Here is a 16465-nt window from a genome sequence, read left to right as displayed (position 1 = left end):
TCCATCGTAGCCGGGTGGGGCCTACCGAGCGTCCGGTGCCCGATGCGCGGAGAGGTGAACAATGGCCGCGGTGGCGCGGAGCGGAGAGGGCGAGATGGCCACAATGACGACGGGGGAGACGATGCAGGAGTCCGAGACGTCGGTGCGGAGCACGGCCCGGGACGTGTTCGGCCTGCAGGAGCTGCGCGAGGGCCAGGACGAGGCGATGACGGCCGTGGCCGAGGGCCGGGACGTGCTGGCCGTGATGCCGAGCGGGCACGGGAAGTCGGCGATCTACCAGGTGCCGGCCGTGATGCGGCAGGGCACTGCCCTGGTCATCTCGCCGCTGGTCGCCCTGCAGGCCGACCAGGTCGAGGGCCTCGAGGCCGAGCTCGGTCCGGGCCGAGCGGTCGCCGTGAACTCCTCGCTGCCGGTCTCAAGGGTCCGAGCAGCGTGGGACGCGCTGGCCGACGGCACGGCCACCTTCCTCTTCCTCGCCCCGGAGCAGCTCGCCCGGGAGGACACGATCGAGCGCCTGGCCGGCGCCGAGGTCTCCCTGATCGCCGTGGACGAGGCGCACTGCGTCTCGGCGTGGGGCCATGACTTCCGGCCCGACTACCTCGCCCTCGGGGAGACGATCCGCCGCCTCGGCCATCCGGCCGTGGTCGCGCTGACTGCGACCGCGTCCCCGGATACGCGGGCCGACATCATCGACCGGCTCGGCATGGACGATCCGGTCGAGGTGGTCCAGAGCTTCGACCGCCCCAACCTGCACCTCGCCGCGACCCATCACAGCGACCCCGACGAGCAGCACCAGGCGGTGCTCGAGCAGGTCGCCTCGCTGCCGGGGACCGGCCTGGTGTACACCGGCACCCGCCGGGACACCGAGACCTGCGCCGCCGAGCTCGCCGAGCGTGGTCTGACCACCGCGGCGTATCACGCCGGCCGCCGCGCCCGGGACCGTGACGCGATCCACGAGCAGTTTCTCGCCGGAGAGCTCGACGTGGTGGTGGCGACGTCAGCCTTCGGGATGGGCATCGACAAGCCCGACGTCCGATACGTGGTCCATGCCCAGGTCCCCGGCTCGCTGGACAGCTACTACCAGGAGATCGGTCGCGCCGGGCGCGACGGCGAGCCCGCCACCATCCACCTGCACTACCGCCCCGAGGACCTCGGGATGCAGCGCTACTTCGCCGGCGGCGCCCCCGCCTCCGAGGACGTGCGCACCGTCTTCGCCGCGATCGCGGAGCACGGTCCGATCCGGCCCGCCGCGCTGCGCGAGCACACCGGCCTGTCCGCACGCGCCCAGAAGCGCGTCACGAACCTGCTCGAGCACAGCGGCACCATCACCGTGCGCCGGGACGGGCTCCGCGCCCGCAGCGGGATCAGCGCGGATGAGGCCGAGCGGGCCGCCTCGGACCAGACGGAGACCCGCGAGGCGATCGACGACTCCCGAATCGAACGTATCCGCGCCTACGCCGAAACCACCTCCTGCCGGCGCCGCGCGCTGCTGACCTACTTCGGGGAGGACGCCGAGGCGTACTGCGGCGCGTGCGACGTCTGCGAGAGCACGGGTGCCGAGGAGCTTCAGGAGGAACAGGCGCAGCGGCCGGACGATTTCCCGGCCGAGACCGCCGTGGTCCATCGGGAGTTCGGCAGGGGCACGGTGATGGCCGCGGAACCGGACCGTCTGACCGTGTTCTTCGAGGAGGTCGGCTACCGCGACATCGCCCTCGCCGCCATCCGGGAGGACGAGGGCCTCCTGGACCGCTCCGAGGAGGGAGCGCGCGGCTGAGGGAGCGCGCGGCCGATGCCCCGGGCCCGGTCGAACGGGTCCGCCGTCGGCCCGACGGGAGCGCCGCGATCTCGCCCGGCCCCTGTGCACGGCCCGCGTGCGGCGTTAGATTCGAGGGGTCCGAGGACCCTGATGCCGGGAGGCAGCGATGAAGATCCGTCACCTCGTCCACTCGTGCCTGCTCATCGACGTCGCGGGACGCACGGTGCTGGTCGATCCGGGCGGCTTCAGCGGTGAGGCCGTCCGGGGGCTGGAGGCCGACCTGCTGTCGAGGATCGACGCGGTCGCCATCACCCACCAGCACCCCGATCATGTCGACCGCCGACTGCTCGCGGAGGTCCTCTCCCACGCCTCCGAGGCGATCGTGATCGCCGAGCCCGCGACCGCGAAGCAGCTCGCCGAACCCGCCGAGGGCGCCCCGGCGGTCGAGGCGGAGAAGGTGCTGGCGCTGAGCGCCGGTACCGCGCACGAGTTCGGGCCCGTCGGTGACCACGCCTCGCTGCGCGTCCAGGCCGTCGGCGGCGATCACGCGATCATCCACCCCGACATCCCGCGGGTGGGCAACACCGGTCTCGTGCTCACCGCCGACGGCGAGCCGCGTCTGGGCATCACCGGCGACTCCCTGGAGCCCGTCCAGGAGTTCCACGGCATCGACGCGCTGGCCTTCGCGGTCGTCGCGCCGTGGTCGAAGATGGCCGAGACCATCGATTTCCTGCGCGCCGTGCGCCCACGGCTCGCGCTGCCCGTCCACGACGCCGTGGCCAGCGACGTCGGCCGGCCCATCTACCTGCGCCAGTCCTCGAATCTCGCGCCCGAGGGCACCGAGGTGCGCGACTGGCCCGAGGACGGTGTGGTCGAGGTTCCCGCGAGCTGAGGGCGCTCGCGTGATCCGTATCCATCAGGAGGGAACGTCATGACACCCGACGACGACACCGGCACGGACGGCGCGGAGGCGATGGACGGCATGGAGGGCCTGGGCCGAGCAGATACCGGCGGTCGACGGGATCGCGTGGACGAGGCGTTCGAGGCCGTGCCGCGCGTCCCCTTCCTCCCCGAGGAGCTGCGCGGGTTCGCCGGTCAGGACGCGCCGCTGCCGATCGGCCACGGCCAGACGAACTCCCAGCCCTACACGGTGGCGGCCATGCTCCGGCTGCTCGATGTGCGTCCCGGTCACCGCGTGCTCGACCTCGGTGCCGGGTCGGGCTGGACCACGGCGCTGCTCGCGCACCTGGTCGGCGGCGAGGGGCGCGTGATCGGGGTCGAGCGCCAGGAGGGTCTCATCGAACCGGCCCGGCGCGCCCTCGCCGAGGCGGCCCCGGAGGGCGAGGCGGAGATCCGCCCGGCCCGCCCCGGCGTGCTCGGCGCACCGGAGGACGGTCGGTTCGATCGCATCCTGGTCTCCGCCGAGGCGCAGGAGGTCCCACCGGCCCTGCTCGAGCAGCTGGCCGATCACGGCGTGATGGTGATCCCGGTGCGAACGACGATGCATCGCCTCGAGAAGCGCGGCGAGGACGTGCTGGACACCGAGCACGGCGGCTTCCGGTTCGTCCCGCTGGTCGAGGACTGACCCTCAGAACGTCCGGCCGGTGAGTCTCTCGTAGGCCTCCACGTAGCGTGCCCGGGTCTGCTCGACGACCTGGGCGGGCAGCTCCGGGGGCGGCGTGCTGGTGCCGCGATGCCAGCCGGAGGCGGGCGAGGTGAGCCAGTCCCGCACGAACTGCTTGTCCAGGCTCGGCTGCGGGCGGCCTTCGGCGTAGTCGGCGGCCGCCCAGAAGCGGCTGGAGTCGGGCGTGAGGACCTCATCGCCGAGCATGAGGGTGCCGTCGTGGCGGGAGCGGCCGAACTCGAGCTTGGTATCGGCCAGCAGGATGCCGCGCTCGCCGGCGATGTCGCGGGCCCGCTCGTAGATCGCCAGGGTCAGCGTCTCCAGCTGATCGACGAGCTCGGCCCCCAGCAGGTCGCGCGCCTGGGCGACGGTGATGTTCTCGTCGTGCTCCCCGGCCTCGGCCTTCGTCGAGGGGGTGAAGATCGCCGGATCCAGTCGCGAGGCCTCGACCAGGCCGGTCGGCAGCACGTGCCCGCCGACGGATCCGCCGGCCCGGTAGTCCGCCAGCCCGGAGCCGGTGAGGTAGCCACGGGCCACGCACTCCAGCGGCACCATGTCCAGGCCGCGGCACCGCAGCGCCCGCCCGGCCACGGGCTCGGGGACCTCCGCCGCGGAGAGCACATGGTGGGGGACGAGGTCGGCCAGCTGCTCGAACCAGAACATGCTGATCCCGGTGAGCAGGCGACCCTTGTCGGGGATGCCGGGCTGCAGCGAGTGGTCGTAGGCACTGATCCGGTCGGTGGCGACCACCAGCACTTCGGTGGCGCGCGCCGGATCGGTGCCCGCGGGCACGTACAGCTCGCGGACCTTGCCGCTGAAGGCGTGGTCCCAGCCCTCCAGCGGCGGAGCCTCGAGCAGCGGGGCGGACGAGGCGGCGCTCACGCGGCGGGTCCCTGCGCCTCGGCCGCGTCGCGGGCGATGTCGGTGCGGTGGTACGCGCCCTCGAGCTCGATCGCCTCGGCGCCCGCGAGCGCGACCTCGCGGGCCGCGGTGAGGTCCGCGCCGGTGCCGACGACGGTCAGCACGCGCCCGCCGGCGCTGACCAGGCGGCCGTCCTCGCCGAGGGCGGTGCCGGCGTGGATCACGTGGGCCCCCGCTCGTTCGGCGTCCTCGATCCCGCTGATCACGTCACCGGTGCGCGCCGCCGCGGGGTACCCGGCGGAGGCGACCACCACGGTGACCGCTGCGTCCTCGCGCCACTGCAGCGGGTCCGCGCCGGCCAGCTCGCCGCGTGCGGCGGACAGCAGCAGCGGGGCCAGGGGAGAGGCGAGACGTTCGAGGACCACCTGGGTCTCGGGGTCCCCGAAACGGGCGTTGAACTCGACCACGCGCACGCCCAGCGGGGTGAGCGCGAGGCCGCAGTAGAGCACGCCGACGAACGGGATCCCGCGGGAGGCGAGCTCGTCGATGGTGGGGCGGGCGACGGTGCGCACGACCTCGTCGGCAAGTCCCTCGGGAGCCCACGGGAGCGGGGAGTAGGCGCCCATGCCGCCCGTGTTCGGTCCCTCGTCGCCGTCCAGGGCCCGCTTGAAGTCCTGGGCGGGAGCCAGCGCCACCACGTCGGTGCCGTCGCTGAGGCAGAACAGGGAGACCTCGGGGCCCTCGAGGTACTCCTCGAGGACCACGGTGCCGCCGGCGTCGAGAACGCTCCGGCCGTGTGCCGTCGCCTCCGAGCGATCACGGGTGACCACGACGCCCTTGCCTGCGGCGAGCCCGTCGGCCTTGACCACGTAGGGCAGGTCGCCGAGCGGGTTGGTCCGGTCGAAGCCGGCCTCGAGCTGGTCGATCGCGGTGACCGTCACGGAGGCGGCGGTGGGCACGCCCGCGGCGGCCATGATCTCCTTCGCCCAGGACTTCGAGCCCTCCAGGCGGGCGGCCGCGGCCGACGGGCCGAAGACCGTGAAGCCGGCCTCGCGCAGCTGATCGGCGGCACCGGCGACCAGCGGGGCCTCGGGGCCGATCACCACCAGGTCCGGGTCCAGGGTGCGGGCCAGCTCCACCTGGGCCTCGAGATCGCCGACGGCGACGTCGTGGCAGGTGGCGAGCCGGCCGATCCCGGGGTTGCCGGGGGCGGCGTGCAGCTCGGGGGCGGGGCGGTCGGCGGCGAGGCGACGGATGATCGCGTGCTCGCGGCCTCCGGAGCCGATGACGAGGATCTTCACGCGGGTCAGGGTACCCAGCGGGGCCTGCGCCCGGGCCCGTGCCCGCACTGCGACATGGCTGGGTGAGACCCGCCGCCCTCCCGGGGCTCCGGTGCCCGCCCTCGGGCATCGCGCCGTTACGATCGGCTCCATGCCCGCCGCGATCCCGGAACCGACCCGCGCCGCGACGCCGGAGGAACCGACCACCCGGCTGCGGCTGGACCTCTCCTACGACGGCACCGATTTCCACGGCTGGGCCGCCCAGCCCGGCCGTCGCACCGTCCAGGGCGAGCTCGAGGCGGCTCTGGCCCAGATCGCTCGCCGCGAGCTGCGGGTCACCGTCGCCGGCCGCACCGACGCGGGCGTGCACGCCCGCGGCCAGGTCTGCCATCTCGACGTGCCCGACACGGTCCTGGCGACCATGCCCGGCCGCTCCGATCGCAGCCCCGCAGACTCTCTCGTGACACGGCTGGCCGGGGTGCTGCCGCCCGACGTCGTCGTCCACGTCGCCCGCGAGGTCCCCTCCGACTTCGATGCCCGGTTCGGCGCGCTGTGGCGCCGCTATCGCTACCGCATCTCCGACGGTCCCGCCGTCCACGACCCGCTGCGTCGCGACGTGCTGCGCCACCGCCGCCGGCTCGACATCGACGCCATGACCGAGGCGAGCCGGCCGCTGCTGGGCGAGCACGACTTCCTCTCCTTCTGCCGTCCCCGGGAGGGCGCCACCACCATCCGCACCCTGCGGGAGTTCCACTGGGAGCGTCCCGACATCGGCCGGGCCGACGAGGGCCTGGTCGTGGCGACCGTCGTCGCCGACGCCTTCTGCCACCACATGGTGCGCTCGCTGGTCGGTGCGCTGATCGGCGTGGGGGAGGGCCGACGGGACGCGGAGTGGCCCTCGCGGGTGCTCTCCGCGCGCACCCGGGAGGCCGCCCGACGGGACGGCGCCGGGTCGGCGCCGATGTGCCCGCCGCAGGGCCTGACCCTCGACCACGTCGCGTACCCGCCCGATGAGGAACTGGCGGCTCGAGCGGCTCTCGCGCGCGCCCGCCGGGGCACTTCCGCCGGCGCAGCCCGGATGCGTGACGGAGCCGGAGATCACACCCCGGACCAGCCCTCTGTGCGTTGACGCTGCCAGCTGGTTCGCAGTATTGTTGGCGGTCGTTGTGCCTCGATGTGTGCCCGACTCCGCAGCCGATATCTCACGCCCGGCGCGATAAGGGCATCTCACACACATCCAGGACCGCCGTCGCCTCGTGAGCGGAGCGGGACGGGCGCAGCGACAGGGCCATGCTTTTACCCGAAGGAAGCGTGCCCACGGTCCATCGAACCGTGCCTGGACGGCGTCCCGCCGCCTGGGCACCATGACGAGAGAAGAAGGCACGAGTGCGTACGTTCACCCCGAAGCCCGACGATGTCGAGCGTTCCTGGTACGTCATCGACGCAACGGATGTCGTCCTCGGCCGGCTCGCTTCCCAGGCTGCACAGCTCCTCCGGGGAAAGCACAAGCCGGTCTTCGCACCCCACATGGATGCGGGCGACTTCGTGATCATCATCAACGCTGACAAGGTCGCGCTGACCGGCAACAAGCGGGAGGCGAAGCTGGCCTACCGCCACTCCGGCTACCCCGGCGGTCTCCGCGGCATCCCCTACTCCGAGCTGCTCGAGAACCGCCCTGAGCGGGCGGTGGAGAAGGCCGTGCGCGGCATGCTCCCCAAGAACAAGCTCGCCGAGCAGCAGCTCAAGAAGCTCAAGATCTACTCGGGTTCGGAGCATCCTCACAGCGCTCAGCAGCCCGTCCCCTTCACCATCGACCAGGTGGCGCAGTAAGCGGGGGCTCCCGCCACTCCGCCCTGCCGCACGGAAGAACCAAGGAGAACCGTGACTGAGACCACCCCCGAGTCCCTCGAGGCCGTGACCGAGGAGACGGACGAGAACGTCCCGTCGTCCTTCACCACCGAATCCACCGGCGAAGCCCCGGTCGGCAGCGGCCAGTCCGCCACCGCCCCGGGCTACGGCACCGGTCGCCGCAAGCAGGCCGTCGCCCGCGTCCGTCTGATCCCCGGCTCCGGCCAGTGGACCATCAACGGCCGCAGCCTGGAGAACTACTTCCCGAACAAGCTGCACCAGCAGGAGGTCAACGACCCGTTCACGGTCCTCGACCTCCAGGGCCGCTTCGACGTCGTCGTCCGCCTCACCGGCGGCGGCCCCTCCGGTCAGGCCGGGGCCGTGCGCCTCGGCGTGGCCCGTGCGCTGAACGAGATCGACGCCGAGCACAACCGCCCGACCCTGAAGAAGGCCGGCTTCCTCAAGCGCGATGCTCGCATCATCGAGCGCAAGAAGGCCGGACTGAAGAAGGCCCGCAAGGCGCCGCAGTACTCCAAGCGCTGATCATCCCGCGCTGCTGATTCGCGACCTCGCCGCCGGATCCGCGCACACGATGCCCCTCGACCCATGTGGTCGAGGGGCATCGTTGCGTTCGCCCCCGACGAGAGCCCGCCGTCGGACCACAGGCGTCGGGGCCACGGACTATCCTCACGGCATGGAGTTCGTGCCACGGCGATGGTGGAGCGGCCCCTTCGACGTCGAGCATCTCGCCTGGACGGCCGTCGCCCGGGTACGGGACGCGGCGCAGGAGGTCGCCATCACCCGCGGCCTGGATGTCACTGTCGACACCACGCCCGCACTGGTCGCCGCGTCGTTCGCGTCCTTCGAGAATCTGCGCGTCGACGGCCGTGCACCCGAGGCCTGGGCAGAGCTGTCCGGACTTGTCGCCGCCCGTGACGGCTGGGTGCGGCTGCACGGGAACTACCCGCATCACGCGGCTGCCATCCGCTCAGCGCTCTCCGTCTCGGATCGCGCCCAGCTCGACCGCACGGCGCGTCGACTCGGCGCGGAGGAACTGGAGGAGGCTGTCTGCGCGGCCGGGGGGATCTCGGTCGCCGTGCGGTCCCGGGCGGACTGGGCGCGGCATCCGCACAGTCTGGCCACGGCCTCGGCGCCGTGGTCCGAGAGGCACGACCGCGGGGACCGGCCCGTGCTGTCCCGCACCGCCGCCCCGCGGGAACTGCTCCGCGGGATCCGGGTCCTCGATCTGACCCGCGTGATCGCCGGCCCCACCTGCTCGCAGCTCCTGGCCTGCCTCGGGGCCGACGTGCTCCGCGTGGACCCGCCGCAGCGTCCGGAGATCCTCGACCAGTACCTCTCCACCGGGATGGGCAAGCGGTCCGTCGAGATCGATCTCCGTCGCGAGGCGGATCGGGTGCGCGCCCTGGCCTCGTCGGCGGACGTGATCCTCAGCGGGTACCGCCCCGGCGCTCTCGACCGATTCGGACTCGGCGACGAAGCCCTCGAGCAGCTCGCCCCACAGGCCGTCATCGTCACCCTCTCCGCCTGGGGCGAGGCCGGTCCCTGGGGCTCGCGAGCCGGGTTCGACTCCATCGTCCAGGCGGCCACCGGGATCGCGGCCGCCTGCGGCTCGCCGGACCGGCCCGGGGCGCTTCCTGTCCAGGCCCTGGACCACAGCAGCGGGCACCTCATGGCCGCCCACGTGCTCGAGGCGCTCGCCCGGGCACGCGCCCACACGGTGCGCGTGAGCCTGCTCGGCGCCGCCCGCACGCTGCTCGCCGCGACCCCGCCGCCGCCCCGGGAGCCGGCCGCGCTCGACGTGCCGCGGGTGAGGGTCCCGTCGGCCGAGGGCGTCCTCGACGCCGTCCCGCCGCCGCTGCGGATCGACGGTGCCACCCTCGAGCGTCCCGTCGGCCGGTACGGTGCCGCGAGAGCGGAGTGGAGCGACCGGAGCGGGTGAGGCCGTTCCGGCCCTCGCGACATATGGCGAGGCCGTTCCGGCCCTCGCGACATATTCGGACCCCTCGGTCTCCCTCCGTGCACTCTGCGCCCCGGCGCGCGCCCTCCCCGGCCCTGAGCCCGCCCCTGACGTCCACCGCCCACTGTGCAGGCGGCGGCGATGACGAGTCATTCCCACGGCGTCGGGTTACCGGACCGTGACCCCGGTGTCCGCCGCGGCCGTCTCCCGGAGCGGTGGCCGGACGGTTCGCGCAGGATCGGACTCGTGCGCGGAGCGTCCGTGCGCGGATCGTCGATCGCCTGCGCGTCCCGCCCAGGTGCGGGTGCGACGGAGTCGGCGACGTGGGCGGCGGGAGCGGGAGACGCTCCCTCAGGACGAGAGGACATTGCGGTGATGAGTGATCAGACGGAGACCGGCGGCGGAACGGGGCAGGGGAGCGGGCGCGGACTCGTGAGCAAGCGCGTGGCCGGCGAGCTGATCGACGAGAAACGACGTGAGCTCGGGGTGACCTGGACGGACCTCGCCGAGCGCACCGGGCGGCCGCGCGTCTGGCTGGCCTCGGCCGTGCTCGGCGCCCAGCCCGTCCCCGCCGCCGAGGCGGAGATCCTCGGCGAGGCGCTGGGACTGGAGCCGGACCTGGTGGCAGCCCTGACGCGCCAGCCGTATCGGACCGTCGACCCCGAGATCCTCAGCGACCCCACGATCTACCGCTTCCAGGAGCTGATCCAGGTCTACGGGCCGGCGCTGAAGGCGCTCATCCACGAGGAATTCGGCGACGGGATCATGAGCGCCATCAACTGCAGCATCGATCTCGAGCGCGGGAAGCACCCCGGCGGTGATCGTGTGGTGCTCAGGATCGATGGGAAGTTCCTGCCCTACGACTGGGTCAGCACCGAGGCCTGATCCGGTCTGCCCGCCTCGGCGCGATCTACGAGAGCAGCTCGCGGATGTCATCGGCCGTGATGCCCTCGCGGAACGCCGACCCGGAGTCGGTCAGGGCGTCGAACAGGTCCGCCTTCTTCTGCTGCAGCGCGAGCACCTTCTCCTCGATGGTGTCCTCGGCGACCATCCGATAGACCATCAGGTGGCGCTCCTGGCCGATGCGGTGGGCGCGGTCGACGGCCTGGTTCTCCGCGGCGGGGTTCCACCACGGATCCAGCAGGAAGACGTAGTCCGCCTCGGTCAGGGTGAGTCCGAAGCCGCCGGCCTTGAGGGAGATCAGGAACACCGGAGCGTTCCCCTCGCGGAAGCCGCGGACCGCCGCCTCACGATTGCGGGTGGAGCCGTCGAGGTAGGCGTAGTCCACGCCGCGCTGGTCCAGCTGCTCGGCGACCCGGTGCAGGTAGGAGGTGAACTGGCTGAACAGCAGCACCTTGTGCCCCTCGCCGAGGACCTCCTCGAGCTGGTCGAACAGCGCGGCGAGCTTCGAGCTGTGCACGTCCCGATGCTCCTGCGCATCGACGATGCCCGGATCCAGCGCCATCATCCGCAGCAGCGTGAGCGAGCGGAACACGATGAAGCGGTTGCGGTCCAGATCGTCCTCGATCAGCCCCAGCACCTTCTTGCGCTCGCGCTGGAGCAGGGAGTCGTACAGCGCCCGGTGATCCTCGGCGAGCTCGACCTTCCACACCTGCTCCTGCTTGGGCGGGAGCTCCTTGGCGACCAGATCCTTGGTGCGGCGCAGCATGAACGGTCGCAGCCGGGCACGCAGCACCTCCATCCGCTCCGGATGCTCACCGCTCTCGATCGGCGTCGTATAGCGCTGACGGAACGCGGTGGCGGCGCCGAACAGTCCCGGCGCGGCCAGCGACATGATCGACCACAGGTCATCGAGCGAGTTCTCCATCGGCGTACCCGTGATGGCCAGGCGGAACGGGGCGTGCACGCCGCGCGCCGCCTGGTGCGTGCGGGCACGGCGGTTCTTCACGAACTGCGCCTCGTCCAGCACCATGCCCGCGAACTCCTGCTCGGCGAACTCCTCGGCATCGATCCGCAGCACCGTGTAGCTGGTGACCAGCACGTCGGCGCCGGCGGCCACCTCGGCGAGGTCGGTGCCGCGAGCCCGACGGGTGCGGTCGACGACCCGCAGATCCAGGCCCGGGGTGAACCGCTCCGCCTCGGAGCGCCACACGCCCACCACGGACGCCGGCGCGACCACCAGGAACGGTGGCAGCGCGGAGGAGGCGGCGTCCGAGCCGGTCCCGGCACGCTCGTGCGCATGGGCGATCAGCGCGAGGGTCTGGACGGTCTTGCCCAGGCCCATATCGTCGGCCAGCACTCCGCCCAGGGAATGCTCGTACAGGAAGGCGAGCCAGGCGAAGCCGTCGCGCTGGTACGGGCGCAGATCGGCGGTCAGCCCGCGCGGCGGCTGCGGCGGCGTGAGATCGACGCCCGCCTGCAGGGCACCGACGCTGCGCTGCCAGGCGTCGGAGGACACGGCCTCGTCGGCGATCTCCTCGAGCTCGTTCCAGATGTCGACCTGGTACTTCGAGATCGACTGCTGGTCGGGATCCCACTCGGCCAGCGCCTCGCCCTCGGCGATCAGCTCGCGCAGCGCATCGAAGGCTGGGTTCTCCAGGGAGAAGTACGTGCGATCGGGCATCAGCAGCCGCGACTTCCCCTGGGCCAGGGCCGTGAACAGGGAGGCGAAGGCGATCTGCTTGCCCTCGATGGTGATCTCGAAGCCGAGGTCGAACCAGTCGTTCTTCCCGCGGGACTCGTGCTGGGTGACGCGCACGTGCGGGGCCTCGTCCAGTTCCCGGTAGGCGTGCCGGGTGCCGGTGACCTTCGCGCTGACGTGCTCGAGCTCGTCGAGGGCATCGAGCACGTGGGTGGAGAACTCGGCGGTGTCGACGCCGCTGAGCCGCTCCGGCGTCCGGGAGCCGGCCGTCGGCCACAGCTGCTGAGCGCGGGCGAGGACCGCCTCCTCGTGCTCGTGATCGCGGCGCGGGCCGATCGCCGGGTCCATGGGGACGGTGCGTTCGGGATCGTGGTACCGCCAGGACCAGGTCAGGGTGAGCCGGTCGCCGTCGGCGTAGGCGGCGGTGACCTGCAGCGTCGCCGGCTCGATCGCGGGCATCTCCACGCTGCCGTCGGTACTGGTGACGGTGGTGATCTCCCGCAGCCGGGGGTAGGCCGAGCCCAGGAACTCCTCGCGCTCGGCGGCGGGGATGCGCAGCGGCTCGGGGCGTTGGAACAGTCGTTGCAGGGCGATCGGGACCGGGCTGTCCACAGGGGCGATGCGGGCGTGGAAGCGTTCGCCGCGCCGGCCGGCGTCGTCGCCGTCCCCGTCGGCCGGGATCGTGGAGGCCAGATCGATCACCCCACCGGTGCCCAGCAGCTGCGCAGACGGGGCCGGGTCGCCGCCGATGAGGATTCGGGGGCGCACGGCGAGTTCGGACTCGGCTGCGGGCGCGGAGAGGTCCAGCTCCACCTCGGCCGTCGGCGCGATCTCGACGCTCTCGAGGATGCCGCTGGTCAGGAACTGCACGCCGACGTCGGCGGCGTAGGAGAGCGACTGCCACAGCAGCGGCGAGCCGATCGAACTCAGCCACAGGTGCTCGACCGCCCCCGAGGTGTAGGAGCGCTCGGCCGTGGCCGCGGAGAAGATGCGGGTCAGGGCCTCGGCGTGCGCGGGGACGTAGTCGTGGCCGGGCACGCGGTACTCGAAGGTGCGCCAGGAGACACCGCCCTTGATCCAGCGCCCCTGCTTGCCGCGCACCAGCGGGCGGATGCCCAGGCGCAGCTCGGATCCGGCATGGACGTGCTCCGCGGTGGCGGGCTCGTGCGCATAGCGGGGCCGGCCCGACTCCAGCGGCGAAGCCTCCAGATCGAACCGCAGCGCGAGCGGCTGCGGGCCCTCGCTGCGCTGCTCCTCCTGCAGCAGCGGCCTCAGCACGCTGCGCCACTCGGAGACCTCCCGCTCGGACTTGGTCCGGTCAGCCATGGTGTTCAGCTCATACATCGCGGCCGCGGCATGCTTGCAGTCGGAGCCGACGGGGCACGTGCAGCTCGAGCGCACCGGCCGCCAGACGCCGCCCGGCTCCTCGGGCAGGAACCGGCGGGTGACCGCGGTCTGGTCGTACTCCTCCAGCTGCACGGTCACGCGGTACGGGGTGCTGGCCGCGCCGCGCACCTCTGCCCGGACGGAACGGGCCTCGTCGTCCCATCCCAGCTCCTGGACGCGGCCGCCGCGCGCATAGGCGAGGCCACGACCCGCGGAGCGGTCCCCGACGAACTGGGAGATCGCAGCGGGCAGGATCCGTGGGGGGAGATCGACGACCGGCATCCTCTCAGGTTAACGAGAGCGCAGGCCCCTCGTCCCGTCGCCGGGGCATAGTTCACCTCCAATTCGTCACCCGGGGAGCCACCGATGCCGTGTGCACCGCGGCCGCCCACCGCCGGAGCGTTACAGTTTCCCCGGACCTCAGCCGTGGTTGCTCATCTTCGGCGCCCCCCGACCCCTGAAAGGGCCAGCACATGGCACGACTGTTCGGAACCGACGGAGTGCGCGGACGCGCGAACGGGGACATCACCGCCGAACTGGCGGTCGAGCTCTCCGTGGGGGCGGCCCATGTCCTGGGCACCCTCGGCGCCTTCGGCGGCACCAAGCCGCGCGCCATCGTCGCCCGCGACACGCGGCCCTCGGGGGACTTCCTCTCGGCCGCCGTGTGCGCCGGGCTCGCCTCGGCCGGCGTCGACGTGCTGGACGCCGAGGTGCTCCCCACGCCGGGCCTGGCCCACCTGGTCCAGTCCACCGAGGCGGACCTCGGCGTGATGATCTCCGCCTCCCACAACCCCGCGCCGGACAACGGCATCAAGTTCTTCGCCCGAGGCGGCACCAAGCTGCCGGACGAGGTGGAGGACGCCATCGAGGCCCGCCTCGGCGAGGAGTGGGAGCGGCCCCAGGGCACGGGCGTCGGCACGATCACCCGCTACGAGGGCGCGGTCGAGACCTACGTCGATCACCTGGTCTCGACCCTCGATCAGTCACTGGAGGGCATCACCGTCGTCGCCGACTGTGCGAACGGTGCTGCCTGCGAATCCGGCCCGGAGATGCTCCGTCGCGCCGGCGCGACCGTCCACGTCATCGGTGACCGCAGCGACGGCGGTCTCATCAACGACGGCGTCGGCTCCACCCATCTCGGTCGGCTGCAGGAGGCCGTCCGGGAGAAGGGCGCCGACATCGGCGTGGCCTTCGACGGCGATGCCGACCGCTGCCTGGCGGTCGACGCCGACGGCGAGGTCATCGACGGCGACCAGATCATGGGCATCCTCGCGCTCGACCTGAAGGAGAAGGGTCGGCTGCACGACGACACGCTCGTGGTCACGGTGATGAGCAACCTCGGCCTCAAGCTCGCCATGCGCGAGCACGGCATCATGCTGGGCCAGACCGCGGTGGGAGATCGGTACGTGCTCGAGGAGATGAACCTCGGCAGCTACTCCATCGGCGGTGAGCAGTCCGGCCACGTCATCCTCGCCGACCACGCCACCACCGGCGACGGCGAGCTGACCGCCCTGCACCTGATCCAGCGCATGGCCAGCACCGGCCGCACCGCCCGCGAACTGGCCGACGTCATGACGCGCCTCCCGCAGGCGCTGATCAACGTCAAGAACGTCGACAAGGCCCGCGCCACCATCGACCGCGGCGTGCTCGACGCCGTGGCCGCCGCGGAGAACGAGCTGGGTGAGACGGGCCGCGTGCTCCTGCGCCCCTCCGGCACCGAGCCCGTCGTGCGCGTCATGGTCGAGGCACCGACCGACGAGCAGGCCACCGACGTCGCCGAGCGCCTGGCCGCCCTGGTCCGCGACCGCGTCGGGCTCTGACGGGGAGCGGGCAGGCGGCGTCGGGCTGTGACCGGGCCTGGGGCGCTGCGACCGCGTCGGGCTCTGCCGGGGAATCGCGCCTCGGCGGGGCCTGGGGCGCTGCGACCGCGCCGTCGTGACCATCGGCGGTAGTTCATTCGAGGGTGCCCTGCGATATGCGGGGCACCCTCGAAACACGTCCCGTTCGGGGACAGTAGCTCCACGAGCCCGAACAGCTTCTCCGTGCCGCGCGGCCGCCGGGGACACGCGCAGCGGGCCGCCGGGGACGTGCGCAGCGGGGCCGGCAGTGGGCGGCGACGGACGTCCGCGCTCACACCTTGCGCAGCAGCACCGAGTGCACGCGGTGCATCCCGTCCTTGCGCAGCACCAGGTCGGCGCGGCCGCGGGTGGGCAGCACGTTCTCGGTGAGGTTCGGCCCGTTGATGGTGCGCCAGATGCGCAGGGCGGTCTGCTCGGCCTCGTCGTCGGAGAGATCCGCGTAGCGGCGGAAGTAGGAGCGCGGATCGGAGAACGCCGTCCGGCGCAGCTGCAGGAACCGCTCCACGTACCAGCGCTGGACGTCCTCGGGCCGGGCGTCGACGTACACGGAGAAGTCGAAGAAGTCCGAGACGGCCATCCCCAGCCGCCCGTCGGGGCGCGGCCGCGCGGGCTGCAGCACGTTCAGGCCCTCGAGGATCAGCACATCGGGGTGCTCGACCACCGCCCGCTCGTCCTCGATGATGTCGTAGGTCAGGTGGGAGTAGACGGGGGCCTCGACCCGATCCTGGCCGGACTTCACGTCCGAGACGAACCGCAGCAGGCTGCGCCGGTCGTAGCTCTCGGGGAACCCCTTGCGATGCATGATCCCGCGGGCCTCGAGCTCGGCGTTGGGCAGCAGGAACCCGTCGGTGGTGACCAGCTGCACCCGCGGCGTCTCCGGCCAGCGCGCCATCAGCTCGCGCAGCACGCGGGCCGTGGTGGACTTGCCCACCGCCACCGAGCCGGCGATCCCGATCACGTACGGCGTGCGGTGCTGGCGCTGGGCGAGGAAGTCCTCCCGGGCACGGCGCAGCGTCTCGGCCGCGGAGACCTGGAGGTTCAGCAGCCGGGAGATCGGCCGGTACACGGCATCGACCTCCTGCAGGTCGATCCGGTCGCCCAGACCGCGCAGACGGATGACGTCATCCTCGGACAGGGGCAGGGGTGTCTGCTGCGACAGACGCGCCCAGTCGTCCCGCGGGATCTCCTCGAACGGGGTGACGGTGCTCGTCGCTGAAGCGGCCTTCATAGGGATGATTGTTCCGCACTCCAGAAGCAATCCGTGCACCGCC

13 protein-coding genes are annotated in these 16465 nt (G+C 72.3%); 9 read left to right on the top strand and 4 right to left on the bottom strand.

Annotation, left to right across the window (positions count from 1 at the left end; translation table 11 throughout):
• Positions 1 to 94 precede the first annotated feature (94 nt).
• The 3 genes from ACFQRJ_RS14645 to ACFQRJ_RS14635 all read left to right on the top strand — a co-directional run bounded on the left by ACFQRJ_RS14645 (position 95) and on the right by ACFQRJ_RS14635 (position 3341).
• Complete coding sequence (locus ACFQRJ_RS14645) at positions 95 to 1774, top strand: RecQ family ATP-dependent DNA helicase (RefSeq protein ID WP_377019945.1); 1680 nt, start codon at positions 95 to 97, stop codon at positions 1772 to 1774.
• Between the two features lie 148 nt (positions 1775 to 1922).
• A complete protein-coding gene (locus tag ACFQRJ_RS14640) occupies positions 1923 to 2648 on the top strand; it encodes an MBL fold metallo-hydrolase (RefSeq protein ID WP_377019943.1) in 726 nt (241 codons plus the stop codon).
• A 39-nt stretch (positions 2649 to 2687) separates the two neighbouring features.
• Positions 2688 to 3341 (top strand): protein-L-isoaspartate O-methyltransferase, encoded by a 654-nt coding sequence (locus ACFQRJ_RS14635; protein ID WP_377019942.1) that lies wholly within the window; start codon positions 2688 to 2690, stop codon positions 3339 to 3341.
• Positions 3342 to 3344: 3 nt separating this feature from the next.
• Here ACFQRJ_RS14635 and ACFQRJ_RS14630 read toward each other — a convergent pair whose 3' ends face one another.
• Complete coding sequence (locus tag ACFQRJ_RS14630; protein ID WP_377019941.1) at positions 3345 to 4262, bottom strand: phosphoribosylaminoimidazolesuccinocarboxamide synthase; 918 nt, start codon at positions 4260 to 4262, stop codon at positions 3345 to 3347.
• Entirely contained in the window at positions 4259 to 5542 is a 1284-nt protein-coding gene (gene purD / locus ACFQRJ_RS14625) for a phosphoribosylamine--glycine ligase (protein ID WP_377019939.1), read from the bottom strand. Before purD ends, ACFQRJ_RS14630 begins: the two co-directional genes overlap by 4 nt.
• 130 nt (positions 5543 to 5672) lie before the next feature.
• On the opposite strand from purD, the gene truA reads away from it, so the two are divergent.
• From truA to cynS, 5 genes are all read left to right on the top strand, one after another.
• Entirely contained in the window at positions 5673 to 6650 is a 978-nt protein-coding gene (gene truA / locus ACFQRJ_RS14620) for a tRNA pseudouridine(38-40) synthase TruA (protein WP_377019938.1), read from the top strand.
• 257 nt (positions 6651 to 6907) lie between these two features.
• Entirely contained in the window at positions 6908 to 7351 is a 444-nt protein-coding gene (rplM, locus tag ACFQRJ_RS14615) for a 50S ribosomal protein L13 (RefSeq protein WP_377019937.1), read from the top strand.
• 51 nt (positions 7352 to 7402) lie between these two features.
• Complete coding sequence (rpsI, locus tag ACFQRJ_RS14610; RefSeq protein ID WP_377019936.1) at positions 7403 to 7912, top strand: 30S ribosomal protein S9; 510 nt, start codon at positions 7403 to 7405, stop codon at positions 7910 to 7912.
• 151 nt (positions 7913 to 8063) lie between these two features.
• On the top strand, positions 8064 to 9329 hold the full coding sequence (locus ACFQRJ_RS14605; protein WP_377019934.1) for a CoA transferase: 1266 nt from the start codon (positions 8064 to 8066) through the stop codon (positions 9327 to 9329).
• A gap of 393 nt (positions 9330 to 9722) precedes the next feature.
• Positions 9723 to 10232, top strand: a complete 510-nt coding sequence (gene cynS / locus ACFQRJ_RS14600; protein ID WP_377019933.1) for a cyanase — start codon at positions 9723 to 9725, stop codon at positions 10230 to 10232.
• 25 nt (positions 10233 to 10257) lie between these two features.
• On the opposite strand, the gene ACFQRJ_RS14595 is transcribed toward cynS, so the two are convergent.
• Positions 10258 to 13617, bottom strand: a complete 3360-nt coding sequence (locus ACFQRJ_RS14595; RefSeq protein ID WP_377019932.1) for an SNF2-related protein — start codon at positions 13615 to 13617, stop codon at positions 10258 to 10260.
• Between the two features lie 191 nt (positions 13618 to 13808).
• Between ACFQRJ_RS14595 and glmM the strand changes: the two genes are divergently transcribed.
• Complete coding sequence (glmM, locus tag ACFQRJ_RS14590) at positions 13809 to 15155, top strand: phosphoglucosamine mutase (RefSeq protein ID WP_377019931.1); 1347 nt, start codon at positions 13809 to 13811, stop codon at positions 15153 to 15155.
• Positions 15156 to 15465: 310 nt separating this feature from the next.
• On the opposite strand, the gene coaA is transcribed toward glmM, so the two are convergent.
• On the bottom strand, positions 15466 to 16422 hold the full coding sequence (coaA, locus tag ACFQRJ_RS14585; protein WP_377019930.1) for a type I pantothenate kinase: 957 nt from the start codon (positions 16420 to 16422) through the stop codon (positions 15466 to 15468).
• Positions 16423 to 16465 lie beyond the last annotated feature (43 nt).

The sequence above is a fragment of the Brachybacterium sp. GCM10030252 genome (assembly GCF_042666535.1).
Classification (GTDB): domain Bacteria; phylum Actinomycetota; class Actinomycetes; order Actinomycetales; family Dermabacteraceae; genus Brachybacterium.
Note: the sequence above shows the minus strand (reverse complement) of the source record. Positions and strands in the feature narration are given on the sequence as shown.

Bases quoted from the DNA above. Each gene is read 5' to 3' on its own strand.
- ACFQRJ_RS14645 (WP_377019945.1), top strand. From the start codon at position 95: ATGGCCACAATGACGACGGGGGAGACGATGCAGGAGTCCGAGACGTCG.
- ACFQRJ_RS14640 (WP_377019943.1), top strand. From the start codon at position 1,923: ATGAAGATCCGTCACCTCGTCCACTCGTGCCTGCTCATCGACGTCGCG.
- ACFQRJ_RS14635 (WP_377019942.1), top strand. From the start codon at position 2,688: ATGACACCCGACGACGACACCGGCACGGACGGCGCGGAGGCGATGGAC.
- truA (WP_377019938.1), top strand. From the start codon at position 5,673: ATGCCCGCCGCGATCCCGGAACCGACCCGCGCCGCGACGCCGGAGGAA.
- ACFQRJ_RS14605 (WP_377019934.1), top strand. From the start codon at position 8,064: ATGGAGTTCGTGCCACGGCGATGGTGGAGCGGCCCCTTCGACGTCGAG.
- cynS (WP_377019933.1), top strand. From the start codon at position 9,723: ATGAGTGATCAGACGGAGACCGGCGGCGGAACGGGGCAGGGGAGCGGG.
- ACFQRJ_RS14595 (WP_377019932.1), bottom strand. From the start codon at position 13,617: ATGCCGGTCGTCGATCTCCCCCCACGGATCCTGCCCGCTGCGATCTCC.
- glmM (WP_377019931.1), top strand. From the start codon at position 13,809: ATGGCACGACTGTTCGGAACCGACGGAGTGCGCGGACGCGCGAACGGG.
- coaA (WP_377019930.1), bottom strand. From the start codon at position 16,422: ATGAAGGCCGCTTCAGCGACGAGCACCGTCACCCCGTTCGAGGAGATC.